At 63.4% G+C, this 26,584-nt stretch carries 20 protein-coding genes; 9 read left to right on the top strand and 11 right to left on the bottom strand.

Features of this window, described 5'->3' with window-relative positions; all coding sequences use genetic code 11:
• Positions 1–1,003: 1,003 nt before the first annotated feature.
• A complete protein-coding gene (locus J2X98_RS17815; protein WP_306971366.1) occupies positions 1,004–2,329 on the bottom strand; it encodes an ISL3-like element ISPfr2 family transposase in 1,326 nt (441 codons plus the stop codon).
• A gap of 107 nt (positions 2,330–2,436) precedes the next feature.
• Complete coding sequence (locus J2X98_RS17820) at positions 2,437–2,748, bottom strand: putative quinol monooxygenase (protein ID WP_033107114.1); 312 nt, start codon at positions 2,746–2,748, stop codon at positions 2,437–2,439.
• Positions 2,749–2,855: 107 nt separating this feature from the next.
• Between J2X98_RS17820 and J2X98_RS17825 the strand changes: the two genes are divergently transcribed.
• The 7 genes from J2X98_RS17825 (at position 2,856) to J2X98_RS17855 (ending at position 10,159) form a co-directional block, all read left to right on the top strand.
• On the top strand, positions 2,856–3,797 hold the full coding sequence (locus tag J2X98_RS17825; protein ID WP_087136509.1) for a GlxA family transcriptional regulator: 942 nt from the start codon (positions 2,856–2,858) through the stop codon (positions 3,795–3,797).
• Between the two features lie 1,082 nt (positions 3,798–4,879).
• Positions 4,880–5,311, top strand: coding sequence for a hypothetical protein (locus J2X98_RS17830; RefSeq protein WP_306971365.1), 432 nt, complete (start codon positions 4,880–4,882; stop codon positions 5,309–5,311).
• A 70-nt stretch (positions 5,312–5,381) separates the two neighbouring features.
• Complete coding sequence (locus J2X98_RS17835) at positions 5,382–5,732, top strand: DUF3846 domain-containing protein (RefSeq protein ID WP_306971364.1); 351 nt, start codon at positions 5,382–5,384, stop codon at positions 5,730–5,732.
• 603 nt (positions 5,733–6,335) lie between these two features.
• Positions 6,336–7,358 carry a DUF4192 domain-containing protein gene (locus J2X98_RS17840; RefSeq protein ID WP_306971363.1) on the top strand — a complete coding sequence of 341 codons (1,023 nt, stop codon included), beginning with the start codon at positions 6,336–6,338 and terminating at the stop codon, positions 7,356–7,358.
• Between the two features lie 179 nt (positions 7,359–7,537).
• Positions 7,538–7,687, top strand: a complete 150-nt coding sequence (locus J2X98_RS17845; RefSeq protein WP_181039493.1) for a hypothetical protein — start codon at positions 7,538–7,540, stop codon at positions 7,685–7,687.
• A 564-nt stretch (positions 7,688–8,251) separates the two neighbouring features.
• Positions 8,252–9,595: a ParB/RepB/Spo0J family partition protein gene (locus J2X98_RS17850; protein ID WP_306971362.1), complete on the top strand. Its 1,344-nt coding sequence runs from the start codon at positions 8,252–8,254 to the stop codon at positions 9,593–9,595.
• Between the two features lie 306 nt (positions 9,596–9,901).
• Positions 9,902–10,159, top strand: coding sequence for a chemotaxis protein (locus J2X98_RS17855; protein ID WP_306971361.1), 258 nt, complete (start codon positions 9,902–9,904; stop codon positions 10,157–10,159).
• Between the two features lie 555 nt (positions 10,160–10,714).
• Here J2X98_RS17855 and J2X98_RS17860 read toward each other — a convergent pair.
• A complete protein-coding gene (locus tag J2X98_RS17860) occupies positions 10,715–11,125 on the bottom strand; it encodes a hypothetical protein (protein WP_306971360.1) in 411 nt (136 codons plus the stop codon).
• Positions 11,126–11,600: 475 nt separating this feature from the next.
• On the opposite strand from J2X98_RS17860, the gene mobF reads away from it, so the two are divergent.
• Together mobF and J2X98_RS17870 are read left to right on the top strand one after the other, a co-directional pair.
• On the top strand, positions 11,601–16,193 hold the full coding sequence (mobF, locus tag J2X98_RS17865; protein ID WP_306971359.1) for a MobF family relaxase: 4,593 nt from the start codon (positions 11,601–11,603) through the stop codon (positions 16,191–16,193).
• A gap of 64 nt (positions 16,194–16,257) precedes the next feature.
• On the top strand, positions 16,258–16,767 hold the full coding sequence (locus tag J2X98_RS17870; protein ID WP_306971358.1) for a hypothetical protein: 510 nt from the start codon (positions 16,258–16,260) through the stop codon (positions 16,765–16,767).
• Positions 16,768–16,789: 22 nt separating this feature from the next.
• Here the strand turns inward: J2X98_RS17870 and J2X98_RS17875 are convergent, their stop codons facing one another.
• The 8 genes from J2X98_RS17875 to J2X98_RS17910 are packed head-to-tail and all read right to left on the bottom strand — an operon-like array spanning position 16,790 to position 26,552.
• On the bottom strand, positions 16,790–17,374 hold the full coding sequence (locus J2X98_RS17875) for a DUF4913 domain-containing protein (RefSeq protein ID WP_306971357.1): 585 nt from the start codon (positions 17,372–17,374) through the stop codon (positions 16,790–16,792).
• The gene (locus J2X98_RS17880) at positions 17,371–19,077 is read right to left on the bottom strand and encodes a type IV secretory system conjugative DNA transfer family protein (protein WP_306971356.1); all 1,707 of its coding nucleotides are present in this window, start codon (positions 19,075–19,077) and stop codon (positions 17,371–17,373) included. The genes J2X98_RS17875 and J2X98_RS17880 overlap by 4 nt, the downstream gene beginning before the upstream one ends.
• Positions 19,074–20,660 carry an ATP/GTP-binding protein gene (locus tag J2X98_RS17885; protein ID WP_306971355.1) on the bottom strand — a complete coding sequence of 529 codons (1,587 nt, stop codon included), beginning with the start codon at positions 20,658–20,660 and terminating at the stop codon, positions 19,074–19,076. Before J2X98_RS17885 ends, J2X98_RS17880 begins: the two co-directional genes overlap by 4 nt.
• Positions 20,657–22,222, bottom strand: a complete 1,566-nt coding sequence (locus J2X98_RS17890; RefSeq protein WP_306971354.1) for a hypothetical protein — start codon at positions 22,220–22,222, stop codon at positions 20,657–20,659. The genes J2X98_RS17885 and J2X98_RS17890 overlap by 4 nt, the downstream gene beginning before the upstream one ends.
• A gap of 31 nt (positions 22,223–22,253) precedes the next feature.
• The gene (locus tag J2X98_RS17895) at positions 22,254–24,146 is read right to left on the bottom strand and encodes a hypothetical protein (RefSeq protein ID WP_306971353.1); all 1,893 of its coding nucleotides are present in this window, start codon (positions 24,144–24,146) and stop codon (positions 22,254–22,256) included.
• Positions 24,147–24,159: 13 nt separating this feature from the next.
• On the bottom strand, positions 24,160–24,951 hold the full coding sequence (locus tag J2X98_RS17900) for a hypothetical protein (RefSeq protein WP_306971352.1): 792 nt from the start codon (positions 24,949–24,951) through the stop codon (positions 24,160–24,162).
• A gap of 59 nt (positions 24,952–25,010) precedes the next feature.
• Positions 25,011–25,346: a hypothetical protein gene (locus tag J2X98_RS17905; protein WP_306971351.1), complete on the bottom strand. Its 336-nt coding sequence runs from the start codon at positions 25,344–25,346 to the stop codon at positions 25,011–25,013.
• 12 nt (positions 25,347–25,358) lie between these two features.
• On the bottom strand, positions 25,359–26,552 hold the full coding sequence (locus J2X98_RS17910; RefSeq protein WP_306971350.1) for a MinD/ParA family ATP-binding protein: 1,194 nt from the start codon (positions 26,550–26,552) through the stop codon (positions 25,359–25,361).
• Positions 26,553–26,584 lie beyond the last annotated feature (32 nt).

The raw sequence follows: 26,584 nt of genomic DNA on the forward strand, positions 1-26,584 counted from the left end.
CTCTTCGGGAAAGGCTTTGGGCATGAGGAACATCCTTCCACCCGCAAGGATCAAATCCTCACAGGCAAAGTGTCAATCAAACCTTCAGCAGTCCCCTTGGCTCCGGCCAGGACCTGAGGCCCCTTCCCCACGAAGACCTAGAATCGGTGGCGAAGTCCTTCGTCAGCGTGCCCGAGGAAGATGACTAAGCAGACTACATCTCCCCAGACTCCCGTTGTGGCTACTTACCGACCGACTGACCTCGCTCGCAAGCTTGGATATATCGACGAGTCCCGACCTGGCAGCTTCGTGCGCGCCTATCTGCGCAAGAAGTACCCGGATCACCCGCCTTACCAGCCCTGGGTCCTTGATGAGGAAGAGGCGGCTGACGTGCTCGCGCACGTTCCGCGAAGAACGTGACGGCCAACAGCAATTTAGCGCGGTGGGACGACCATGCGGTGTCTGACAGATGGGCCAGCGCGACTTCTGCCGGCGGGGCGAGCCCAGCAGGTAGCCCGGCTACGTGGTCCATGGCTCTCTTTTACGACGCTACGCAGGGCAGGGACTAGTTGTCAGTGATGGCGTCCAGTAGCCACTGGTCCCGAGAGGGATCACGGCGCAGCTCGAATGTCCCTTTAACACCCGGTTCGCGATCAGCTCATCCCCGTCGCTGATCCCGGCGCCTGTCATCGTAGTCCTGCGCCCGCCCGGTCCTACTGGTCGGTTCGGTACCGGGGTGTTGTGTCTTCATCTCGTACGCGGCGCAGCAAGCTGCCATACTGCGCACGGCCGCGGGGTCTTTTTGCCAGGGCTTTCCGTTACGGGTGCAGGCGTGAACGCTGTTCGCCCCGGTGCTTTTTGCCGCTTCGTTGAATTCTGCCCAGGCCTCCTGCAGGTCCGCGAGCTGCGCGGGGGTTAGCGGCTCTTCCGGCGCCGGCTCGCTCACCACGCCCGGAGCAGTAACCGCTCCGGGCCCTCTCTGGCGTCTGCCGAACAAGCTCCTTAGACCCACGCCTAAACCGGCTCATCCCAATCGGGGGTGTAGGAGTTGGGGTCTGAAGCCGCCGGTCTCGAGCAGGCTTCGGGCGATGTAGTTGGTCAGGTTGCGGAACCCGAGTGCGGAGCCGCGCAGGTGTTCGAGCCGTCCGTTGAGCGCCTCGGTCGGCCCGTCGCTGGTGCCGGGTCGTTCGAAGTAGGCGAGCACGTCAGCGGCTCGCTTCTTCAGGGTCCGGCCCAGGGTGGTGAGCTCGGTGAGCACCTTGGGGACGCCGGCGCTGAGGTCGGTGATCAGCTTCTCCATGAGCTCGCGGCCACGTTGCCGGTCCTCGTGCCGATAGGCGGCGATCATCCGCTGGTAGACACCCCAGGTCGCCTCGACCTCGACGTGAGCGTCATCAACGAACAGCGCGCGTAGCCTGTCGCTCTGCTTGTCGGTGAGCAGGTCCGAGCCGGTGTGCAGCGTGCGCCGCGACTTGTAGAGCGGATCGTCCCTGAACCCACGGTGCCCGTGGATCGCGAGTTGGACCCGGCGCCGGCACCTGTCGAGGGCGTCACCGGCCAGGCGCACGACGTGGAAGGGATCCATCACCGTGACCGCGTCCGGGATCTCCTCCGCAGCGGCGGTCTTGAACCCGGTGAAGCCGTCCATCGCGACCACCTCGACCGCGTCACGGAAGGCGTCGTCGCGGTCGGCGAGCCAGGTCTTGAACGCCGCCTTCGACCGGCCCTCGACCATGTCCAGCAGCCTTGCTGGGCCGGCGCCATCGCGGACCGGGGTGAGGTCGATGATCACGGTGACGTACTTGTCGCCACGCCTGGTGTGGCGCCAGACGTGCTCATCGACGCCAATCACCTTCACGCCCTCGAACCGCGTGGGGTCGTTGATCAGCAGCCGCTTGCCTTCGGCCAGGACCGCGTTGTTGGCGGTGTCCCACGCGACCCCGAGTCCCTCGGCGACACGGGCGACGGTGAGGTGTGCGACCACGATCCCTTCCAGCGCCCACCGCAGCCCGGTGCGCGAGAGCTTCGCGCGTGGCTCCGCCGCGGCGCTGGTGTCTTGGCGCCACACGTGTCCGCAGTCTGCACAGCGGTAGCGGCGCACTACAACTTCCAGCACGGTCGGTCGCCAGCCCAGCGGCTCGTGGGCCAACCGCCGGATCACGGTGTCACGAGCGGCGCCTTCGCTGCCGCACCGTCGGCACCACTGATCTGGTTCCACCACGCGGCACGCGAGGACCGCACGATCCGGTTCAAGTCGTTGCCCGATCACGCTCAGACCGAGGCCGTCGAGTCGAGCGAAGGCGGTCAGGTCAGGGCGGCCGAAGCCGGGCGGCGGGGTAGCGTCGGGCACGTCGAGGTCTTTCCGATGGATGGCGTAGGAACCTCCATCGTCGGGAGACCTCGACGTCTATCTGCGGACCGACTCGGCGGGGCGCGATCGTCTCGTGCGTTGGCGGACTACGGGAGCTTGGACGCGAGGACGTCGGCCGCCAGGATCTCGGGTGCTGCGCCGAGGAGGTGCTGGTTGGCCATCAGGGCTGCGACGATGGCGCCGTTGGCGTGGGCGTCGCGAGCGGCTTCGTCGGGGAATGCATCGAAGATCCAGAAGGTGTCGGCGTGGGTCCTGACCGCGAACCAGACAATCGTTCCTACTTCTTCGTTGGCGAGTGCGACAGCGCCGGCGAGCAGATCGGCGACCGCGTCGTGCTGTCCATCGGCCGCGACGATCTTGGCGACGAAGGCATACGGAAGTGATGCGGGTGTGGACATGAGGGACTCTCCTTGACGTCGGGGTTCTTCGTGGGACGAGTCCAGCGTATGACGAGCGAGGGCCGGTGGGAAGTGGCGTATACGGCAGTATTGCTATTGTTTACGTCATGCGTATCGGACTGATCGCGATCGACGGCTGCTTCGGTTCGGCTATCGCGTCGATCATCGACATCGTGCGGGTGGCCGACGGAGCCCGCGGCGACGTCGACCCGCGGATCGACCCGATCGAACTCGCCATCCTCGGACCGAAACGGCGAGTGACCACGACGGCATCGATGACCCTGTCGGTGGACCACCCGCTGCCGGAGTCCGGAGAGTTCGACGTGGTCGTCGTCCCTGCGCTTGGAACCCTCACGGCCGCCGCGACCCACGACGCCCTCCAGAGCCGAGATGCTCGTTCGGTCATCGCCTCACTCGGGCGCCTCGACGACGCGACCACCCGGATCGCCGCGGCGTGCACCGGCGTGTTCGCCGTCGCCGAGACAGGACGGATGCATCATCGGCGGGCGACGACCAGCTGGTTCCTGGGGCCGGAGTTCCGGAAGCGCTATCCGACCGTCGCCCTCGATCTCGACACCATGGTCGTGGTCGACGGGAACCTCGTCACCGCCGGCGCCGCCTTCGCCCACATCGACCTCGCGCTCTCACTCGTGCGATCGATCAGCCCCGACCTGGCCCAACATGTCGCCAAGCTCCTCATCATCGACGAGCGCCCGTCGCAGGCGGCCTTCGTCGCCTACGAACATCTCCGGCACGAGGACCCGATCGTCGTCGAGTTCGAACGCTTCGTGCGCGCCCGCCTGGACGAACCGTTCAACGTCGCCTTCGTCGCGCAGTCGCTCGGCACCAGCCGGCGCACCCTCGAACGACGAGTCCGTGCGGCGCTCAACCTCACTCCGCTCGGCTTCGTCCAACGGCTTCGCACCGAACGAGCTCGACACCTCTCAGCAACCACGGACCTCACCTCCGCCGAGATCGCGCTACGGGTCGGCTACGCAAACGCCGAGACTCTGCGCTCCCTCCTGCGCAGGGAGCGACGCCGTTCCTGACCTATCGCCATGCCTGTAGCCGGTGCCCTAGCGCTCGACTGGAACCACCTCTCAGCACGTCGCGTCGACGCTCCTGCGTCGCCCCTGGACTACCCACTCGACACGCCCGCAGCACAGCCCATGTGACGTGCCCCGGCTTCCCGGACGGTCGGGGTTGGGTGGCTGTGATGTCGCTGCGTTCTCGTCGAGAGGGTCAGCAGACCCGATCAGGGTCGACTGGGATGAGCCGCGAAGGCGGTCAGGTCAAGGCGGCCGAAGCCGGCCGGCGGGGTAGCGTCGGGCACGTCGAGGTCTTTCGGATGGATGGCGTAGGAACCTCCATCGTCGGGAGACCTCGACGTCTATCTGCGGACCGACGCGCCCGGCCGACCTACACCCTCATCTGGGAAGAGCCCCTAAACCCCCTACTTGATGGAATGAATGGCCCGCCAGGGCGGGGCGCATTGGGGGAACGGCCTGCCCTGGCGGGACCTTTCCACCGTACCAACACCGGCGAATCGCCTTTGACCAAGACAGAGGGCCCGCATTCCAAGGAATGCGGGCCCTCTGCTGGTAAACATCCTGCTGCTTACGTCTTCGAGCATGACACATCGACTGGCGGACTAGGAGATTTTGGGTCCTCCGTCATCGGCCGACTGGGGGAACGTCCGATAACGGAGGACATTCTCACTTTAAGCCTGCCAGGACTGGCTCGCCCTGGTTGCGGTGCAACCAGTTGAACGGACGTCCGCTGGCGCGGCCGGCTGTTGGGTGCTGCCGGTCCGTCGCAGAGCTCCGGCCCGTCATCACCTGTTGTTTACAAGCGTTTTTTGTTGCTGTCCTGCGGATTCTAGGCGTCCGCTCCACCCCGGCTAGCCCCTCCTTCGTCGGGGCCTGCAGGCCAGGAAATGTCCTTCCGGCGCTCGTTCCTCGCTTATTTCCTCTAGGAATTTCCCGTCCTTTGCCCTGCGGGTAGACAGGGCTCCGTCGGCCACCGAGCAAGCAAGCTTGCCAGCAACCAAAAAACAACTTGGGGGAGAGGGGCAGCTGGCCCGGTTACGTGGTCCCCTCACCACCCCATTCCTCAGCAAAGGAGCAACACCATGAACGCAATCACTATCAAGACGGTGACCACCGAGGACACCGGCGAGAGCATCGAGGGCGTGACCGTGTTGGGCGATTACCACTCGAACACCGGTTACGACTGGATGGAACTGATCGGCGAACACGGCTGGGCTGTGATCCCCAGTTGGGGGTGTGACGGCTGGGACTTGGGCCAGTGGCCCTATGTCATGGTCGCCGGTACCCGCACGGCCGATGCCATCGGCAACCTGTTCGGCATGGCCACCTACTGCGAGGGCGACGTGAAGACGACGTTCTACCGGACTAAAGCGAAGTTCTGGGACGCGGTCAGTGAGCAGGCATTTTTCCACTGGAAAAACGGGCAGGCCCACGGCCCGGACGACCTGCCCGAGGCCGCCGCAGAGCTTCCGAGCCGGTACCGGATCCCCTCCATGTACCAGAACGTGGCCTGACCAGCATCACAGGTGCCCTGCCCGCCCGGGCGGGGCACCACCCCCAACTTACTTACGAAAAAGACCGTTCATGACCAACTGTAAAGCCCTTATCATTCCCGCCGACCAGTCACAGCCCGCCCGCGTGGAGTCCATCAGCGCGGACCTGGAGACCTTGCAGTACCTGGTGAGGGGAAACATCGAAGCAGTGAGCGGCGATGACTGGCACTTCTACCTCAACGAGGAAGGAAAATTCCTCGGCCTTGAACCGAACGTCCGCGCGGGGGCCATGGTCCTCCAGCTCACGGGAGACGTCCAGGACGTCTACTGCGGGGATGTGGTGTTTCTGGGCGAAACCCCGGACGGGGACGAGGCCGACGTCCCCGAGCGCGTCAGGTTCCTTGCGGCCCTGATCATCGGAACCGCCCAGCCCGCCGCCTAGGAAACAGGGGGAGGAGCGGGCCGGGGCAGTTCCCCGGCCCGCCCCAAGCGCGGGCGGGCCACCGCCTCAGCGGTACCCGGCACAGGTGATCATCACCTGGCGGCGTCCCGCCATTTCTGCACCACTGACACACCACCGCGGCGCCGGTGCCGTGCCGCACCGCGGACAGGACCCAGGGGACCCCGGCGGGTGTTCGGGCAGGCTCGCAGGGCTCGCCCTGGTTGCGGTGCAACCAGTTGAACGGACGTCCGCTGGCGCGGCCGGCTGTTGGGTGCTGCCGGTCCGTCGCAGAGCTCCGGCCCGTCATCACCTGTTGTTTACAAGCGTTTTTTGTTGCTGTCCTGCGGATTCTAGGCGTCCGCTCCACCCCGGCTAGCCCCTCCTTCGTCGGGGCCTGCAGGCCAGGAAATGTCCTTCCGGCGCTCGTTCCTCGCTTATTTCCTCTAGGAATTTCCCGTCCTTTGCCCTGCGGGTAGACAGGGCTCCGTCGGCCACCGAGCAAGCAAGCTTGCCAGCAACCAAAAAACAACTTGGGGGAGAGGGGCAGCTGGCCCGGTTACGTGGTCCCCTCACCACCCCATTCCTCAGCAAAGGAGCAACACCATGACTGATTCAGTACGCGCCTCCGGCCCCGCCGACGTTCTTAGCTTCGTCCCGCACGCCCTGGGTTCGGTGCCCCGGGAATCGTTCGTTTTGATCACCCTCCACGGCACCCGGCTGGGCGCTACCTTGCGCATTGATACGCCGCTGGCACCCACCCCGGCCATGTTCGCCCGGACCGTGGCCGATTACCTCGCAGCGGACACCGCCGCTACCTCGGTGCTGCTGGCCGTTTACACGGACGTGACCGGCGCCCCGGAACTGCCCCGCCCGTTCCACGAGCACGTCGAGGCCCTCATTGAGGTTTTCGACGCGGCGGGAACTCCGCTCAAAGACGGTTGGCTGGTGACCTCCACCCACTGGCAGAACCTCCTGTGCGACGGGGTGGACGCCTGCTGCCCCGCGTACCCGCTGGAGGCCATCACTGACAGCGCCCTGAACGCCGAAATGGTCTACCGCGGCAGCACCTACAACCAGGACGCGGGCGCTACTTACGCCCCCTTCACTGGCCCCGCGGACACGGAAGAAACCATCATTGCCAGCATCGCTACCCAGATGATCACCGGAACCGATCACGCCTCCGCCCTGTGGGCCAACGCTCTGAGAACCACCGGCCAGATCCCCGAACAGGACCGGATCGAGCTGCTGGCAACGCTTCAAATCCCGGCCGCCCGCGACCTGCTCCTGTGCAACATCATCGACCCGGAAAGGACCACACCAGAAGGAGCAGGGGACCTGTTGATGGGCAAGATCGCACCGGACTGGACCCGCGTGGACAAAGCCCAGGAACGCGCACGGGAACTGATCAACGCAGCCCCCGGAGGGTACCGCGCGCCGCTGCTGACAATGATCGGCTGGACCGACTACCTCAAAGGCCGGGCATCCTCGGCAGCAAACCACTTCACCCAAGCAACCGCCGACAGCCCCGGTTTCCGGCTCGCGGAACTGCTGACCGGAGTGATGAACCTCGGCACCGTCGCTGACATCGCGATGAACCCCGCCACGGCCTACAAGCCCAAGCGCTAACAAACAACCACCTGAGGGGCCGGGCCAGAACGGTCAGGTCCCTCAGGTGGGGCCCGGCGGCCTCCCCCGCAAGCTCCGCCGGCCGCCGGTCACGCTTGCGCGGGCGCAGCACCACAGGGAAAAACGGAAAACACCCGCCGGGTTAGAGTGGAAACACAACGACCAGGCAGGAATAGACCATGAGCCACGGATTCATCCTCACCGACCAGGACAAAGCCCCCGAAGGCATCACCGCGGCCGAAGAGGCCATCGAGCTCGCCATCCTGGGTAACGACGAAACAAAGACCCCCGCAGACTTCACCTGGGACCACGAGGGCCAGCAGTACTAAGACTCCTGCAGCGATGATGCTGCACCCATAGATTTCCTTTTTGCTGAGGGAAAACAGGAAGGGCAGGCACCCGCAGGGTGCCTGCCCTTCCGCCCGTTAACACGACCCACGGAGGCCAGCGCGACCAAGTACGGGAGTTTGTTTGGTGTTCGGGCAGGCTCGCTGGGCTCGCCCTGGTTGCCGGTGCAACCAGTTGAACGGGCGTCCGCTGGCGCGGCCGGCTGTTGGGTGCTGCCGGTCCGTCGCAGAGCTCCGGCCCGTCATCACCTGTTGTTTACAAGCGTTTTTTGTTGCTGTCCTGCGGATTCTAGGCGTCCGCTCCACCCCGGCTAGCCCCTCCTTCGTCGGGGCCTGCAGGCCAGGAAATGTCCTTCCGGCGCTCGTTCCTCGCTTATTTCCTCTAGGAATTTCCCGTCCTTTGCCCTGCGGGTAGACAGGGCTCCGTCGGCCACCGAGCAAGCAAGCTTGCCAGCAACCAAAAAACAACTTGGGGGAGAGGGGCAGCTGGCACAAGTCCCATAGTCCCCTCGCCCCGTGCCGATGAAATAAGGAGAACCCTTCACGATGACTGCTATCGCAGAAAGCCCGACCACCACTGCCCCGATGCTGGAATGGTTGGACCCGGCCACCCTCACGGTAGACGTGAACGTCCGCAAGGACGCGGCCCTGACACCCTCATTTGTGGCAAGCATCAAAGAACACGGCGTCATGGAACCGGTGATCGCTCACCGCAAGGATGACGGGACCGTACATGTCCTGATGGGACAGCGGCGCACCCGCGCCGCTGTTGAAGCCGTCCGGCCCCTGATCCCGGTCATGGTCATCGACAGCCCGGAGGAAGCCGAACGGATCGTGACGCAGGTGGTGGAGAACATCCAGCGCGCCGAACTGACCGAAGCGGACGAAGCCGACGCTTACCACCAGTTGTCCCTGATCGGTGTGAGCGCGGCGCAGATCGCCAAGAAGACAGGGCGGACCAAGACCACTGTTGAGGGTGCTTTGAAGGCCAAGGCATCCGTAGCCGGGACCGCCGCGCTGGGCAAGGGATGGAGCATTGAAGAAGCGCTCATCATGGCCGAATTTGAAGGAGATGCCGAGCGCACTCTCGAATTGGAATCGGTCATCATGGACGAACCGGACCAGTTGCATCACGTGGCCCAGCAGTTGCGGGACGACCGGGAACGCGCCGCCGCCCTTGCCGCTTTCACGGCCGAACTCGAAGCAACCGGGATCAGAGTCGTTGAAGCCCCCGGTTACAGCGACGAAGACGTGGCCCGTGTGAGTTCTTTGAACCGGGCAGATGGCGGACGGGCCACTGAGGACGACGGCAACGCCGTCTACATCGCCACCGAGGGTACAGGCGAGCACATCACCGTGCCGGTGATTGTTGGCTGGAAGGAACTGGGTTTCACGGACCGCTACAGCTATTCGTCCTCATCGGCCAACAAAGGGCCGATGACCGATGAGCAGAAAGCAGAACGGAAGACCCTGATTGAGAGTAATAAAAAAATGGAATCGGCCACTGTGGTCAGACGGGAATGGGTCACGGCTTTGCTGGCGAAGAAGCAGGCCCCGAAGGGCTGGCAGTACTTTACGGTCCATGCCATCACCCACCACCCCGAAGTGGCCAGCGGTTACGACGGGGAGGTGGCCGCGAGCATGGCAGGGGCCAGGATTGAAGGGGAGAAAACGTGGGCGTGGAACCCGCTCAGGGAGCACGTGGCCAAGACCACGACCCGGCCCGAGTTCTCGTTGGTCGCGCTGATTTGCGCCGGGTACGAAAAGACCATCGCCAAGGATTCATGGCGGTCCCCGCACCAGTCCCACCGCGACTACTTGAACCAGCTGGTCACGTGGGGTTACACCGCATCGGAGACTGAAAGGATCATCATCGACAGCGGCAAATAAGAACCACCGGGAATAGAAAAACCCCGGATCCCAGATAGGACAAGTATCTGGGCTCCGGGGCTCTTCCCTTACAGCCTACTGGGCCGGAACCGTAAAAACCGGCAGGCCCGCACCCTGAAGGAAGCAGGGTGCGGAACCGTTGAAAACGCGGGCGGTCCGCCTCATCAGGTGGCAGCACCCAGCGTGGTCATCGTCGGCGGACCGCCGTCCCAACGCGACCACCGCCGGCCCTGCCCTGGGTACAGCGCAGCAGAGACGGGGCAGGAAAAAGCTGCAGTGGACCGACCTGTAACGTTAGGAGCAGACATGTTCATCATCATCTTCCTCGCAGCGTTTGCAGCGGTTGCCCTCACCGGCTGGATCATCTACGCCTTAACCCACCCGATCCACGCCGGGCAGGGAGTCCTGATCTTCCTGTGCAAGGCAGCCGGCGTTGTCGCACTGCTCAGCGCCCTGGTTCTCTGGATCAGCCAGGGCTTCGCCCAGGCGATTCCGGCCTTCCTGTTTATGGCCGGCTTCTTCTTCGCAGCGAACAAGCTCGAACTGCGGTGGCGCACCTGGTGAGGCGACGATGACGCGCCCGCCGGAGGACCGTTTCTGGTCCAAAGTCATTAAGGGGCCTCGGGCCGGTGACTGCTGGTTGTGGGCCGGGGCCGTATCCGATGACGGGTACGGGCGGTACACCTTGAACTCCGGTGGCCGCACGCAGGCCGTGCGGCCTCACCGCTACGCGTTCCACCTCGTGTACGGGATTGGAATGGACGCCTTTGGGGATCTGATGCACCGGTGCGATGTCCCCATCTGTGTCCGCGCGACCACCGGTGAGGACACCCATCTGCACCCGGGATCGAACAGGGAGAACATGGCTGACCGGCTCGCCAAAGGCCGGGACTCCAATGGATCCATGTTCAGGTGGCGAGGACTTTCCCGTGGTCTTTTCGCTCAACGCTCCCGGACGCTTCGTGATGAGGTGCGTGCTTACGGCTGGGAACGCGCAGAGCGTATCAGGGCGCTCCTTCAGGGAGCTGACCCGGATGCACCAACACTCTTCTAAGTGTCTTAGCCGTTAAGGAACTGTGGTCCCGGGCGAGTCGCCGGGACCACAGTTCCCTTGGCTAGCTACGCGGCCTCAGCCGCGGTTTCCTCTTGTACCTCAGATGCCGCATCGCTTTCTTCTGCTGCTGCCGGGCCGGCGGCAGCAGGTGCCTGGTCCAGAAGCTTTTTCAGTTCGGCTCCGGTGAGGCCCAGCCGGGCAGCGACGGATGCCTTCGGTTCGCCTGCGGCGACCATCGCGGCAACAGTGCCGGCGGCGCCGGTGGTTGCTGCTGCTGCTTCTTCCTCAGCCCTGGCAAGAATTGCCTCCGCCTTGGTCCGTGCATCCGCACGGACCTGTTCGGCCTGCTCCTGCTGTTCAAAGAATTCCGCTGCGAGGTCAATGAGCTTTTCATGCCTGGCGGTCAGCTCCTGAGCTTTCGCCCGTGCTTTCTCGCGGGCCGCTACCTGCGTTGCGGACTTTCGTGGTGCTGCCATGTTTCGGGTCCCTCCCCTTGGACTGATCCATGGAGCAGACCTAACGGCTAGCGCCGCGTCTGGTCCATGTCCGGATGTGGCCGGCCGGGTGCTTCTTTGCTTTTGCTTGAAGCGTCCCTTGACGGAAATCCACTCCTGCACAAACCTACAGGATCGGACCTCGCTGCGCTCGGATTGTGGCCTGGACTGTTTGCCCACACGTGGACAGCTCCGAGAGGAAGCGTGTCTCTATCCTGCCCACCTGTGGACAATTCAATCCGAAGCGGTTCAACACAATCGAACGAACCGTGGATAACGAAAAGCGTGTTACCCACCGCCCATTCTCATGTGCAGAACCGCATCAAAGTCTTGATGGTCAGAAGCAGCAGGATTTGCCTTCTGATCTTTCTCCGCTGTCGAAAGGCATATCCGTCTGAATCCGTCACACCTCTTGCATCATCGATAAGTGAGGTTCCTTTGGCGGTATGCTGGGGTCATGATGACCGTGCACAAGCTCAGTGCCGGCGACGGATACACGTACTACACGCGTGAAGTCGCTACCGGTGATGAGCTGCGCGCTGGGAACCGTTCACTGGGTGATTACTACACCGTGGACGGCAACCCTCCTGGTCAATGGGGCGGCGGCGGAGCCGCCCTCCTGAAGGTCTCAGGAGAGGTCAGCGAGGCGCAGATGAGCGCGCTTTACGGGGAAGGGCTGCACCCCGATGCGGCCGCCATTCTCGCGAAGGACCCCACCGCGAAAGTTGCCCTGGGGCAGCGGTATAAGCGGTTCTCGCAGACCGATAACGAGCTTCAGTCACGCATAGACCGTGGCATCGCTGACTACACGCGCATGAACCATTCCGCTCCTGATGCGGATAACAGGCGATTGATCCGCACCAAGGAAGGTGCCCAATACTTCCGAGAGCTCAACGGGCGAAACCCGGCCGACAAGGAAGAACTAGGCAAGTTCATCACGGCTCAAACCAAGCCAGCAGCGCAGGCTGTGGCAGGTTATGACCTTGTATTTGCGCCGGCTAAATCGGTCTCCGTTTTATGGGCCACTGGCGGAGATGAAGCGCGCCAGCAGATCGAAGCAGCCCACCACGAAGCCATCAAAGAGACGATGGAGTTCCTGGAAGAGGAAGCGACGTTCACCCGCCGTGGACGTAACGGCGTCCGGCAGGAAGACGTTGAAGGCGGACTCGTTTATACCGCGTTCAGGCACTACGACTCCCGCAACGGTGACCCCCAGCTCCACGATCACATCGTGGTGGCGAACAAGGTCATGGGCGCTGACGGGAAGTGGTCCAGCCTGGACGGCAGGCTCCTCTACCAGTACGGGGTTGCCGCGTCCGAGCACTACAACCGCACGGTAATGGAGAAGGTTTGCGCCCGTCTGGGAGTCGGAGTTACCACCCGCAAGGTCACCGGTGACCGGCCCGTCATCGAAATCGCCGGGGTCAACATCGCGGCCATTGAGGCCGGATCCTCACGCAGTGGCGATATCAAGCCTGTCCTGGATAACCTCGTCCAGGAGTTCACCGAGAACCACGGATACTCCCCTAACCAGAAGCAAATGATCGCCCTGGCCCAGCAGGCCACCCTGGCCACACGACCGGCGAAAAAGTCGGCCCGCCGCCTTTCGGAACTGGTCACCCAGTGGCAGCAGGAATTCGCCCAGATCCCCGGCGTTCTCGTCGGACCGGCGGCCATTGAAGCTGCCCGTGCACACCGCTACGACGCCCGGAATGCAGCGGACCGGAGCAATACACCCCTGGTCACCCATGCTGACGAAGTCGATCCGGCCGTTGAAGCCGCCCAGGTCATTCGCACCCTGGAACGGTCCCGCGGCACGTGGGGAGAGCACCACATCGACGCCGAAACGCGGCGTCAACTCGGATCCAGGTTCGCGGAACTGACCATCCCGAAAGAACTCTTTGAACAGGTCAAGGCCCGCGCCATTGACCAGTTCTCCCTCCGCATCACCACCGACGTTCCAGCCGCCGGACCGGAAGCCCTGCGCCTTCGCAACGGTGCCAGCCGATACGGAAAAGTCCACTCCACGCTCTACACCTCCTCCGGTGTCCTGCACAGTGAGGACCGGCTGCTGACTGCCGCGCAGCGGACTGTCATCCCCGCAGCGACTACCGAATTTTTCGACACTGCCGCTGCGTCCCAAGAGAAGACGTTCGATGCCGGGCAGCTGCGCATGGCCAGCGAATTCGCCTGCAGCGACAAGCTGTTGGTCATCGGTGTTGGCCCTGCCGGTGCGGGTAAAACCACTGCGCTGAAACTCTCCGCGGACGCGATCCGAGCGGCCGGTGGAAACGTCGTTGGCCTGGCGCCGACGGCGGCCGCTGCCGCCGTGATGGGCAAGGAGCTGGGAGCCAATGCAACCACCATCGATTCCTTTGTCCTCGGGCACCGCAACCACAGCCCGAACCGCATCCCGCTGAATCCAGGGGACGTCCTGTTCATCGATGAGGCCGGCATGGTCGGCACCGAACTGTTCGCGGCCGCGGTCACCATCGCCGAGCAACATGGCGCTCTCGTCCGCGCCCTGGGCGATGACCAGCAGCTCTCCGCCGTCGCCTCCGGCGGTGCGATGCGCTACCTGAAGAACACCGTTGGCGCCGTGTACCTCGAAGACCTCCACCGGTTCCGCAACGCAGACGGCACCCCAAACACCGCAGAAGCCGCCGCTACGCTGGCGCTGCGTGAACCGCCGGCCGTTGGTGAAGATGACCCTTGGGAGTTCTACCGGCAAAACCGTCGCGTGGTCGGCGGAGACGTCGAAACGATGACTTCACAGGTGTATACCGCCTGGGAAAAAGACACCGCAGCCGGGAAGCACTCGGTCATGATGGCCTTCGACAATGCCACTGTCACGGACTTGAACGCCCGCGCCCAGGCCTACCGCCTCGGTACTGGTGCACTGGCTGACGGGCCGGCAGCTGCGCTGCGTGACGGGCTCGCCGCCCGCGCCGGCGACGTCGTCGTAACCCGGAAGAACGACCGTCGCCTGAGCGTGAACCACGGCAAAGACTTCGTGAAAAACAACGATGTATGGACCGTGCGGGAAGTCCACCCTGACGGTGCCATGACCGTCCGCCACCAGGACCACAACGGCACCATCACCCTGCCGGCAGATTACGTGCGGGACAACGCGATGCTCGGCTACGCAGCAACGATCCACCGCACCCAGGGCATGACGTGCGATACCACCCACGCGATGATCGGCTCAGGCCTCTCCCGCGCCCTCGCCTACGTCGCAGCGTCCCGCGGCCGGGAATCAAACCACCTTTACGGCGTCCTCGCCGACGGCGAAACCCTCACTGATGTGCTGAGGTCCGTGGCAGGAAACCACGACGGGAACCTCACCGCGCACGAACAGATCGACGCCGCACGGGCAGCGGCCCGGTCCCTGCCGGAGATGGTCACCGTCTACAAAGACATTGATGACCAGGCCAACGAACTGCGGATGGCCAACACCGCCCGAAGCATCCTCGGCGAACGAACCGCGGAGCCGTTCATTGCCTCCGACGCCTGGGGAGCTGTCGCGACGCACCTGCGCAACGCGGAATCCGAAGGCTTCAATATCGCCAACCTTCTCACAGACGCCACCGGGACACCGTTCGAAGAATCCCAGGACCCCGGGGCTGTCCTGGCATGGCGGGTCGAGGACAAACTGGACTACTGGCGCACCCGCGCCGAAGCTCCGGCCCGCCGCCCGCTTGAAGCCGTCAGCGATCAGGCACTGGAACGCCTCGCCCGACGCGTCACCGGGGACCTTATGCGCGCCCGCGCAGACTCCGCTACGAACCCCGCCTCCACCCCGGACCACCAGGAACTAAGCCGCAACTGGTTAAAGGAAAACAAGGAAACCCCGTGGCAGTCACGACTCCACGGACACCTCACTGACGATGACCTCGATACCCGGATCCGCCGCGCCAAGGAAACACTGCGGACCGATGAAACGGTCAACGACTCCCCCGCTGCCGCGAAAGCCAACTGGCTCGCCGGTTCCCTGCAAAAGGAGAAGGCCTTGCGTGAGCTGATGCCAGAACCCGTCCGCGCAGATGAAACATACGAACGTGGCGCGACCACCAACTACGCCCGCGACGAAAACGCCCCACGCGTCCGCGCAGCAGAACAGATCCTCCGCCGCATCGAGACCGAACAAAACCTCCGCCGACGCCTCCCCGAACCCGTGGCCACCACACCCGTACCAGACGGCCTTGCCCCTTGGATGGCACCCGCGGACGTCATCACCCACAAGGACACCCCGTCACCGTGGCGGACCGAGCTGCAGGCACGCCGCGAGGCCATGGCACTGGAAGTGAACCGTCTCGGTTCCCAGCTCGCGGCCGAACCGCCGGCCTGGGCCGCAGCCCTTGGCCCCGTTCCGTCCGATACCGCCAAGCAGCAGCAATGGCGGGACCTGGCAGTGGAGGTCAAGACCTTCCGCGACACCTACCGGATCCCCGATGCCGAAACCACCGTGATCCCGGACCAGTACACCCAGCAGGGCACCGGTGCCGACCTGCTGTCCCGCGTCACCGCCATGCACAAATACTCCGCCCAGACCGCCAAGGAGCCCCTGTCCGGCACTGACGCAGTACTCATGGCAGAGGCCGCGAACGTGGAGGCTGCCGTGGCCGAAACACCCACGCCTGCCGAGCAGGTAGTGGACCAGCTGCGCCAGGAACGGTCCCAGGACACCACGCTGACCCCGGAACAGGAACGAGCTGAACGCATCGCCGCGATGGCACGCCGCATCAGGGGAACCAGCAAAACCTCCACGCCAGAACAAACCCCGGAAGCAGTCACTGAAGCCATGAAGGACATAGCCGAACGCCGGCACGCTGAGAAGGACACCCAGCCCTCAGCGCCGGCAGAATCTCTGCGCGACCGGCTGGCCCGGGTCCGCCAGGAAACTGAGTCGGCGTTGACCCAGACGCCAAACGCCGCCGAGAAGATCCGCCAAGCCCAGCAAGCTCAGGAAGCCGAGGACGCCAAGCGGCGGGCACAACAAAACGGACCCGCAACCGGACCAGAGACAGGACGCCGGGGACCCCGGCTATAAATGCGACGCGCATAGAAAAGCACGAAACCAGCGGTTCCGTGCTTTTCTAAATCAAGGGGGAATCATGAGTGGAATCAAACCCGGTACAGCCGGGCAGGGAGAGCCGTCCGTATCGAAGGGCGGCACTGAGGGCATAAGCCCTGCGACGGCTCGAAGCAGTGGGCGTGCGTGGCTCGCGGCGGTCCTCCTAGTGGCCGTCGCAGCCGTGGGGGCATGGTCCCTTGGCACTGCCATCTTAGGGAGCGATTCTGGCGGTACGGTCATCACCATTCTCGGCGCGAGCGTTACTTTGGCCGGTTTGGTGTGGCCGGATGTGAGCAAGAGTCAAAGCACCGGATACGGCAGCCAAAAGGGGGATATCGCCGTTATGAAGAAGGCTCTCTCCGTGACCGGCATAGTGCTGACCTTCGCTGGTGTTGTTGTGGGAAGCGACAACCCCCGCTTCCCAGCGCTCCTCATGATCGGCGCTGGCATCCTCCTCGGGTTCTTGCTGGTCCTGGCGCTTGTGACCCTTAACGCCTTCCGGGAAAGACGCATGCGGCCCCAAAAGAAATCAGAAGAACTCGGTGGATAAAGTAGGGCATTCGGCCTTGGCCTCAGGCAGTGGCAGGTTCCTTCCCTCCGAGTTCGGCAAGAAATTCCGTGAATTTGTCGTCGGTTGAGTCCCGGAATGAGGGCCGGGGATCCACATGTTCGGTGTGGCAGTTGCTTAGTCCCCAAGGTTTGGATGCGATGCGTTCGAGCATGGGCCAGAAGATGTCCCTGTGCCAGCTGGCAGGGTCGGTTACGGGGTCTTTGTGGCCGTAGTTGGCTGCACGCCAGCTGAGCCAGGCGGCGGTGAGTTCTTCCACGACCGGGGCATGCCGGTACCAGCAGCCGTAGATGCGGGAGCTGTCGGACACGCCGTATCGGTCGTTGATCCAGTCCACCCACTCGCGTAGTGCCTCCATGAGGGCGACGGATTTCTCCCCATCAAGTTCTTTCCAGTTCCAAGGAGCTGGTGTCTTTTTCGGCGGTGATGCCAGGAGGTCTTCGACCGCCTGGCCCATCGCTTCAACGGATCCTTGGAGGACGGTCAGCCGTTCCTCGTGCTCGACCAGAACCTCTTCAATGCCCTCGGCCGCCAGCATCTCGCCGCCCTCGGGGGCGGAAGGAAGCGGTTCGTGGGTTTCGTCTGTCATCGGATTGCTCCTTGTCTGTCGCGGCGTTGTTGCGCGGTCGCCTTGTCTTCTTTGATCTGGGCTGCGTCCGCGCGTTCCCACCAGGGCATGAGTTTGACCCTGGCCGGGGCGACGTTGCTGTAGTGCATAAAAGCTTCTCCTACAGGGAGCTGCTGAATCTCGTTGCCGCGAATCACGGGGCGTTCTTCCTCGCTGATGGTCCGGGAAGATCCGCCGCGCCCCTGGGAGGTGGTAGAGATGCGTTCTTTGCGGGTGGTTCCCGCGGCCCGGGCAATCTTGTCCAGTTCATCGAGTTCTTCCAGGCCGGGCAGGAACAGCCTGATCGATGACGTTCCACGGATTGCCGTGGCTGCTTCAGCTCCCCACCTCTGCCGGTTCTGGGCAAAGGACTGGCTGAACCCGATGATCCGGATCCCGCGGCCGCCGGAATCCGAGAGGGCCCCAGCCATGTCCGGGATGGCAGCGACGTTCGGAGCTTCGTCCAAAACCATCGTCAATACCGGCCAGAGCCGGCCCCCGGGCATGCCCTGGGAAATGCGCTGGGCTTTGCGGAACATGAAGTCGGCAAACATCGCCACGAGCGGGGCGACCGGAGAACGTTCCCCGTCCGTGAGCAGATAGATCGTGTTCGGCTTTTCCAGGAACTTCTCCATATCGAACCCCTCTCCTTTGGGCGGGGTCAGAGTGTCCAAGGCTTTAGGGGACGTCAGCGGCTCCAAGAGGCCGGCGAGGGTTTCCTGGATGGAATCCACAGTTTCCCCGGCCCGGGAGGTCGTGAGAGTACGGAGCCTGGCTGTGAACGCGGCCGGGGCCTTGTGCTGGGTCAGTATTTCCAGCGGCTCGCTGTCGGTGAAGTCATTTGCCCACTTCACGACGTCATCGATGCTCTTATCCCCCAGCGCGGCCGCGTGGAGGAACCTGCCCAGGATCGCAGCGGCCTTCGAATTGAAGAAGTCCCCGTTCTTCACATCTCCCATCGGCTGCGCGCCGGCCCAAGCTTTACCTCGGGCCAGCGCTTCGTCGGGATCTTCGCAGCCGTCCACGACGTTCCACCTGACCTTGTTCGACCATCCGGATATGTCTTGAAGGTCGAACACGGAAACATCGCCCCGACGTTCGCGGGCGATGGCGGTGAGCATGAGCAAGTCATTTTTGGTGGACGTGGCAATCACGGCACCCGGTGCGTCCAAGGTGATCCCTACGGCCAGGAACAGGGTCTTACCGGAGCGCTGCGGCGCGAACACCCACATCGAGTCTTCGTGCTGCACGTAGAGGGTCTGGCCGTCGAGCTTGCACAGGGCGACGATCATGTCTTCTTCAGTGGCATCCGCCGGCAGCTCCAGGGATTGCTTGGCTTTGGCCACTGCTGCGTTCTTGCCCATGCGCTTTTCGAGGTCCTTGTACCGGGGCAGCCCGTCGTCGCGGTGCTTGTTCCCGCCAAAGATGGCCATTAGCATGCCCGTCCCGACGAGGGCCAGGACAGCAAGAACGATCAGGATCCAGGTGGCCGCACCGGGCCAGAGAAATTCGCCGGCCTTGATCTTGGCCCATAGGGCGGAGAAGTCCGTCCAGGGCATCCCGGTAGGAGTGATCAGTTCTCCCAGGAACGCTGAGACCCAGCCCAGAACAACCAGCCCGGTGACGAGGGCGGCCAGAGCGATTTTCATGACTGAATCCGTGGACATGGGATTGGCCGTGCTCATGCTGCTTCCTCCTGCGCGTCGGCTTCGACCTGGTTGATTGTGGCCGTGGATTTCATGGCCTTATCGGTGTCGGTTAGTTCGATTTCCAGGGCGCTGCGGACGTGGATGGCAATAAAGGGGTCCTTACCGCCGATCCGCATCATGCAGGTCCCTTTGGTTAGGCCGGCGATATCGGCCGCGGACCCGGCGGGCAGGTTGAACATCCGTTCGCATGCCCAGGCATCATCGGATTTTTGCTGCTTGTAGAGCAGGACCGTTCCGCATTCTTTGAGCATGGCGATGGCCGGTGAGTCTTCGGGAATATCGGAGATGTGGTGGAACGCGAACATGCACGAGAGAGACAGTGCGCGGGAGAGCTTGGTGTTGCGGCGGGTGACCTTGGCAACCGAGCCCTGGACGGTGTGCCAGGCTTCCTCGATGACCAGGACGGTGGGGACCGCCTCACTCTGCCGGTAGAGAGTGTTCGCCAGCCAGGTGTTGATGATCGTCATCACGATCGCTAGGGCCGGCCCGTCCTCCGGGAGCAGGGACACGTCAAAGACGGTCAGCCCGGCGTTCAGGGAAATTTCCTCGCTCGTCGGTCCGTCGATCAGGCCGGCTAGGTCGTCTTCAATCATGCGTTCAAGCTCAAACGCGGGATCCTGTCCCCAGTGTCGGATTTCTTCCACGCTCAGGTTCGAGGCCGTTGCCGCGTCCGCGTCGGGTGCGTACAGAGCGGAAAGGACGTGGCGGATATGGGCGATTTCATTGTTCGCTGCCGCCGTGCGGAGAGCCTGTTTGTGGGCCATGCGGACTGCTTTGCCTTCCTTGGGCAGCAGCGGCCGGCCAAGGGCTTCTTCAACAACAGCACGGACCAGCATTGACTGGCCCGCCGGAGTGGAGAGCGCGGTGTCGTCGTGGCTGTCTTCATTCAGCCGGGCAGCGATTCGCGGGTCCAGGATGTTGATCCTGGCCCCGCCGCCGCCGACCATGAACTTCACCGGTGTGATGCCCAGGCGCTGGGCAAGCGAGGTGTATTCCCCGCCGTTCTGGTCCAGCTGGTACTTCTTATCGATCACGACAACCCGACGGCCAAGGAGCAGCTGCCGCAGCACCGCCCAGGTTTTGATCCCGGAGGACTTGCCTTGGCCAAGATCCCCGATGAAGCAGACGTTCGGGGATTCGAGCTCGTTGCCGTAAGACGTGAACGGGTCATGGACGACCATCCAGCCCGATCCGGCATCGATCCCGAACGCCAGGCCCCGGTGCGAGGTGGGAGGCGAGGCGATGGCCATGTGTGAAAATTCCATCTGCCGGGTCGAGGACAGCACTCCCGGGGCCGCCGGATCGTAGTAGCCCAGACGCGAGGCACGCGGACTCTTCCGGTCACAATGCCACTGCACGGCTGCCTTGCTCTGGGCATCGTTCGTGCGCTTTTTCTTTCCTGCCCGGCGTTTGGCTGCCAGGGCATCCCCGGTCGCCAGTGCGGCGCCGTGTTCGGCGCTGAGGCGCTGCTGCTTAGCGCGGGAGCGCTGGGTGCGGCGTGATGTGGTGGTCAGGGCCCAGGGCATCCGCAGGCCTTTGATGAGTTTGGGGGTGTTCATCGGATTCCTCTCGTGAACGGCATGGTGGTGATCAGGGCCAGATCGTTGCGGTGATCCATCCAGTCAATGAATTCGATCCCGGCATCCGCGGCCGCAGCCTCGATCAGGTCAGCGGTGGCCAGCAGCTCGTCCTCTGATTCGACGGAGTAGGAGATGTAGAGCGCGTACGCGGCACCGTGGTGCCCGGAACCGGGTTTGAGGTCCAGGAGCCTTTGGCTGGATGCGCCCATAAGGACTTCTTCTGATCCGTCGGTGACGACACCGGACTTGGCGACTTCCTTGCCCTTGGCGCGGTCCATGGCCGCGTCCGTGCGGGCTTTCCCTCGTGCGGTGCGGGCATCGGAAAGTTCCATCACCATGGAGACGGTGTGGACCACGGCCGGCTGGATTCCGGAGACCAGGGATTGTAGAGCGGAAACGGGGATCGCTTCAGGGCTGAAAGCTGAGGCCGGGACGTACCCGGTGCGGGTGTGCCAGTGGCCGTTGATGACCACGGAAGAATCCGAGGACTCACCGTCCAAGTGCTGCCAGCAGTCTGCCAGGTCCGCGTTCTCATCATCGTCAATGTCGAAATCCGGATCCTGAAGGTGCCGCAGGAGCGCCGCCATCTGTTCAGGTCCAAGGGTGCGATAATCCTGGATGCCGCCCATCATCTGCGCCTGGGCCAGAGCGGTACGGATTTCCTGATGAATCGCCAGCCCCATTCCGGTGTCCCCGCCACCAAGCTTGGAAGCCTTCAGGGACAAAGCAGCGGACCGAGGAACGCGGAAGGTCTCGTAGGTGCGGTGCTGTTCTGAGCGGGACTGCAAAGTTTGCACCAGATCCCCGTAGGAGGTGATCAGCAGCCGGTTAATGCCCTGGGCCTGTTTGTCCTTGATCCACAGCAGGTGGTCAGTGGAATCCATGGGTACGGCGCGGGAAAGAGTCTGGACGTGGGAAATGAGGGACTGCCGGCGGGCCATGCGGGCCAGGAACTGACCGCGGGCCACATAAGCGGAGTCTTCCCGGTTTTCCTCCCGGATCCCGGAGGAAGAACCCATGACTTCCACGGTCACCGTGTAGTACGGGGTTTTGATCCGGCCGCCGTGACGAAAAACCGTCATCGGCCCGGTAGGGGTCTGCACGGTGAACGGGCGGACCGTCCCCACCATGAGCGGGGCATTGTTCCGGTGTGTCACCGGAACCTCAATCATGCCCTTTTCATCGGCCCGGGCACGGTCGGCTTTGCCGGCCTTGACCATGCGGGTCTGATCCCGGAACTTCACCGGAACAAACGTCGCGGTCTTGTTTTTCCGGCGGGAACGCTGGTGGTGCCGCTCCACGAGCAGAGCACCGAGGGACCGGTACCCGGTGATCTTGCTCGGAGTGGTCAGCACGACACCGAGGCCGATGATCGCAGCGCCCAGGATCAGGCCAAGCACGATCACGTCCGAGAGAGCAATGATCGCCACCATCCCTGAAGCCAGGGCGATACTGAGCCCAATCCACTCAGGACCGGTACGGTTCCCGCCCCACAAACCACGGCGGGAAACCTCACCACCGACAACAACCATGCGTCCCATCAGACCTACTCCCCTGCTTTCGTTCTGCTCATTACCGGCCGCTGATGTGATCGGTATCAGGCACCATCGAGTTCACGCTCTGACGGCCGCGCAGTGCGGCCTGCCGTGATGCTTCACGCCCGGCCAACAGGAACGCTGTCGCCCCGCCTGCGGCGATCTTGGCGGATCCCCGAGTGGCCGCCATAGTGCCCCGCCCTGCAGCCGCCGCTCCGCTGCGGGCAGCAGCAGCAGTTTTTCCGGCCGGAGTACCGGCCCGGTCATCTCGCTGCGCTTGGGCAATGGTGCGGGTATCAGGTGCAGCCGGTGCATCTTGGCCCGCGGCTCCCATCCCAGCCGTCCCCTGTCTGGTGCCGCCGGCACTACGACGGCCACCACCTGTAGCCGCGCCGGCCCCAGCTGCACCACCGGTCAGACCCCCGTCAGGACCGGCAGAGAAGCCAGGTCCGCCTGATGTCTGGGCTGCCGCCCCGCTGACGGCGGCACCGGTGCGCCCACCGCCGGACGAGCCGGACTGTGCCTGCATGGTGCGGCGCTGACGGATCATCGCACCGATCCCGGCGCCGGCGCCAGCTACCATCGCCGCCCCGGCAATCGAGGGCCGGTTAGCACCCAATGAGGTGGCCGAGGACGGCAGTATTGGGACGAATTTGAACAGCAGCGCGGGTGAGAACGCCAGGACCACCATCGCGGCGGCCGCGATGAACACCGAGGAGGCGTTCACCAAGGCATCCCCGGTACCTTCGCCCTGGAACGCGGGGCGGTTCGAGATGAAGCTGAACAGCGCACCCATGATCAACAGAATCAGCGGTCTGGACAAGGCAATACCGAGCCACAGCGACCCGGCCTTGGCGACCCGGCCCCGGTGTTCGGGATGGATCATGAAGCCGATCATCAACGCAATGCCTACGCCCAGCAGCGACAGGGCGAGCGGCTGCAGGGCGAACAGCCCCAGGAGCGCCCAGGCCCCGATGAACAGCAACCCGAACAGCAGCACGGCTGCCAGCGGTCCGAAAACGCCGCTGGACTCGTAGGAGGCGAAACGGGAAATGCTTGTGGCGAAGTCCCCGATCTGGTTTGAGGTCCAGGGGCTGATCGATTCAGTAACCTGAACCAATGCGTTGTTGCCCACGTACCCCAGAACCGGGCCGAACAATGCCAGCAGAACCGCGAGTGGGGCGTACCAGATCACCGATTCACGCATGGCGTCAGGGTCGATTTTTTCATCCGAGTAGTCCCGGAAGAGTTTGAAGAACATCAGTGCCAGCAGCACGATCCCGATACCGGAAAAGACTGACCAGGTGTTTCGGAAGCCGTCATCGACCTGAAACTCTGAAACTTTCAAAAGGTTCACTAAAACCTCGTTTGTGGCCGTCACGCCGGCTTCCTTAGTCGAGTTCGCAAACTTCTCAAACCCGTCCTTGGCATTGGCGATAAACGCCACTGTGTCCACCGCGCCCAGCACAAACTGCCCGCCAGGCTGTGTAGAAACAGCTGTACGCAACACAGCACCAGCAAGCGGGGCGAATTCGTTCCATGTGCTCGACACCGCACATATGCCCAGTGCAGCTGGCGGTGCCCCTTCCCGCGCCAACGATGAGCAAAACTCGCGCTGTCCTTCTGCAGGACGGTAGTCCAAGGACTTCTCGGGGGTGTCCAGGAAGCTGTTGAAAGCACGGGTTGCCATTCCCGTGCAGTCCTGGCCGATCATCGTTGCACCGAGAAATTGAGGCCCACAGACGTTCTTGGCGAGTTCGCCGTTGAGACGGTCACGAATACCGTCGCGCTGGTCTGCCGGCAAGCCCGCCAGCCGCTTCAATTGATCGGCATTCAACTTTTCTGAGGCGTTGATGTCATCCGCTGCTTGAGCGGATCCGGCTGTGAGAACACCGAAGCCCAAGAAGACCGCGAGGAATGCGGCAATCAAGCGAATCCTGCTGCTAGCGCGTAGCGTTTGCATATTCCACCCAGCCTTCTTTACTCAGGTTTTCGAAGTAACGGCTGACCAACCCGTTATCGAGAGTGGGCATCTCTCCGGTTGAAGCGCCGACGAGACCGCCCGCAGGGCCTTGGTCAGGGAACTTGGCGGCAAGTTCTGTGTCATCAATACGCACCAGGACGTCAGAGATTTTCCAATCACCGTCCCAAACGAGTTCCAGGGAATCGGTACCGAAGTAGCCGCCGGGTTCTGCTTCACCGCCGCGGAGACCGCCATAAACCACTTGAACCAACGCGCGGTTCTCGGCTTCGCAGGAAACGAGCCGGTAGAGACCCCCGGCTTTGACATCAACGCGGTCGAGCCAGCCGCCATCGAAGCTCTTGAAGTTTCCGGACGCGGCCGCCGTCGTGTAGGTGTCGCCAAGCAGAACTGCATCCTTGATCCATGCTTCGTCCGAGGCCAACGCCTTCATGGTGGCCTTTTGGGCTTCCCAGGTTTTAGTGTTCACATCGTGCAGTACCGGCGTGTAGTTGGCTGCTGCCTGGGCGGCGGAGTCGCAGGTGCCGTTGTAGCCCATGGGCGTTTTGCCGTCGGCGGCCGTTGTGGTTCCGCCCTCTCCGATGCTGATTTTGGAGACTGGAAATCCGAGCTTGCCAGCGACCATGCCTGTCCCAGTGGTGGGTTCGGGCTGTGAAGCCTGTTCCGTGGGGCGGAGATTTATCAGGACGACGGCGACTGCCACGATCACCACGACAGCGGCAATCGCGATCAGCACTTTCCATTTTGTTCTCATGGTCTGGTTCCGTTCTTCAGTAGGAGAAAGCCGCCAGCGACGAAGTCTGCCACTACTGTTTAGGCTCCTGCTGCTGCCGTCAGTGCCAAGATGCCGCCGATGATGACGCTGGCACCGGCGACCGCGGCGAAGGCGACACCGCTGCGCTTGGCACCGTCCGCCCCATCTGCAATGTCGTCCGAGTGGCCGCGCTGCCGTGCGATTCCCCACTTGCCAAGATTCATCAGGAAAGCGGCGGTGACCAGAATCAGCACCAGGGCCCAGAGCCCGCCGAGGATCAGCTGGACCGCGCCTTGGAACTGAACTCCGAAGACGTTGATGTTGGGGGTCACCCCGTCCAGGGGGTTATCTGCGGCCGCGGGGAGGGTGACGTTGGTCAGAATGCTCTTGAACATGGTGTGGGTTTCCTATCGGTTGGTGGTGTTGATACTTGCGTGGGCGTTGCGGTTGTCTACCTCGAGCAGGCCTGCGGCGATTTCTGCGGTGACGCGTTCGAAGGCGCGGCGGGCGGGATCGCCCACGAGCTGCCAGTCGATGATTGAGCCGTTGTCCAGGGCCGCGTCATAGGGGATATCGATGATGGACCGCACCGTGGATTCGAGCTGGGCGCGGAGGCTCGCTTGATCGGTCGCCGAGACTTTGGCGCCCCCGCCCTGGGTGATGACGACGACGGCATTGGCGACAAGGTTCTTGTAGTGCGGGTTGCCCTGGCGCTCGGACATGGATTCGAGCTGTTCGATCATTCGCAGGGCCGAGACGACGGCGTTGCGCTGGAGCCGGACAGGGATTACGAGCTGGTCTGTGACGTCGATGGAGGCCAGCCAGTTTTCGGAGCGGGTGTTGTTTCCGGTGTCCAGGACGATGGTGTCGTAGAACCGGCTGACCACCGTGTGGATGCGGTTGAATTCGTCCGCGCCGATGGACTTCATCCGATCCGGGTCTTCGTCCGATGCCAGGACGGAGAACTGGTTCTTGCCTTGGTGGCGGGTGTAGTAGGAAAAATCACCTTTACGCGCCTCGATGGTTTCGAACTTTTCCAGCACGTTCAGCAGGTCCCACACGGTGCGGGTGGAGCCGTTGGCGTTGGTCCGAACACCGAGGGTGCCCATCATTTCGTTGTTGTCCCAGACGATGGCGTGCTGGCCGGAGTGGATCCCGAAGGTTGAGCCGATTCCGACGCTGCACATGGTCTTGCCGACTCCGCCCAGGGGCTGGGCGACCATGATGCGCATGGGCCTGGAGTAGACCCGTTGGATCGCGGAAAGGTCTGTGCGGCGGGCCAGCTCGGCTGCGCCGACCTTGGGCTTGATCAGCCCGAACGTCACGGTCCGCAGGAAGGCCTGCCAGCCGGTGGCCGGTGGTAGTTCATCGTTCATGTTGTCTTTTTGCAGCACTGATGCGCTGCGCCGGCCGCTGACCAAGGGGGCCGCCTGAGCTTCCACGGCCGCCTGCTGGGCCGGTGCCGGCCCAGCGACAGAAACGGCTGGGGCCGCGGTTTCCTTGGCGGGTTCTGCGGCATTGTCTTCTACTGACGGTTCGGGGTTCAGCAGGCTGATGGGGGCGCGTGACTTCCGCTCGGCGCCTGACCAGTTGGTACTCATCGGGTCTTCCTTTCGTTTGCGGGGTTCTGACT

It is taken from the genome of Pseudarthrobacter enclensis, from assembly GCF_030811655.1.
GTDB classification, from domain to species: domain Bacteria; phylum Actinomycetota; class Actinomycetes; order Actinomycetales; family Micrococcaceae; genus Arthrobacter; species Arthrobacter enclensis_A.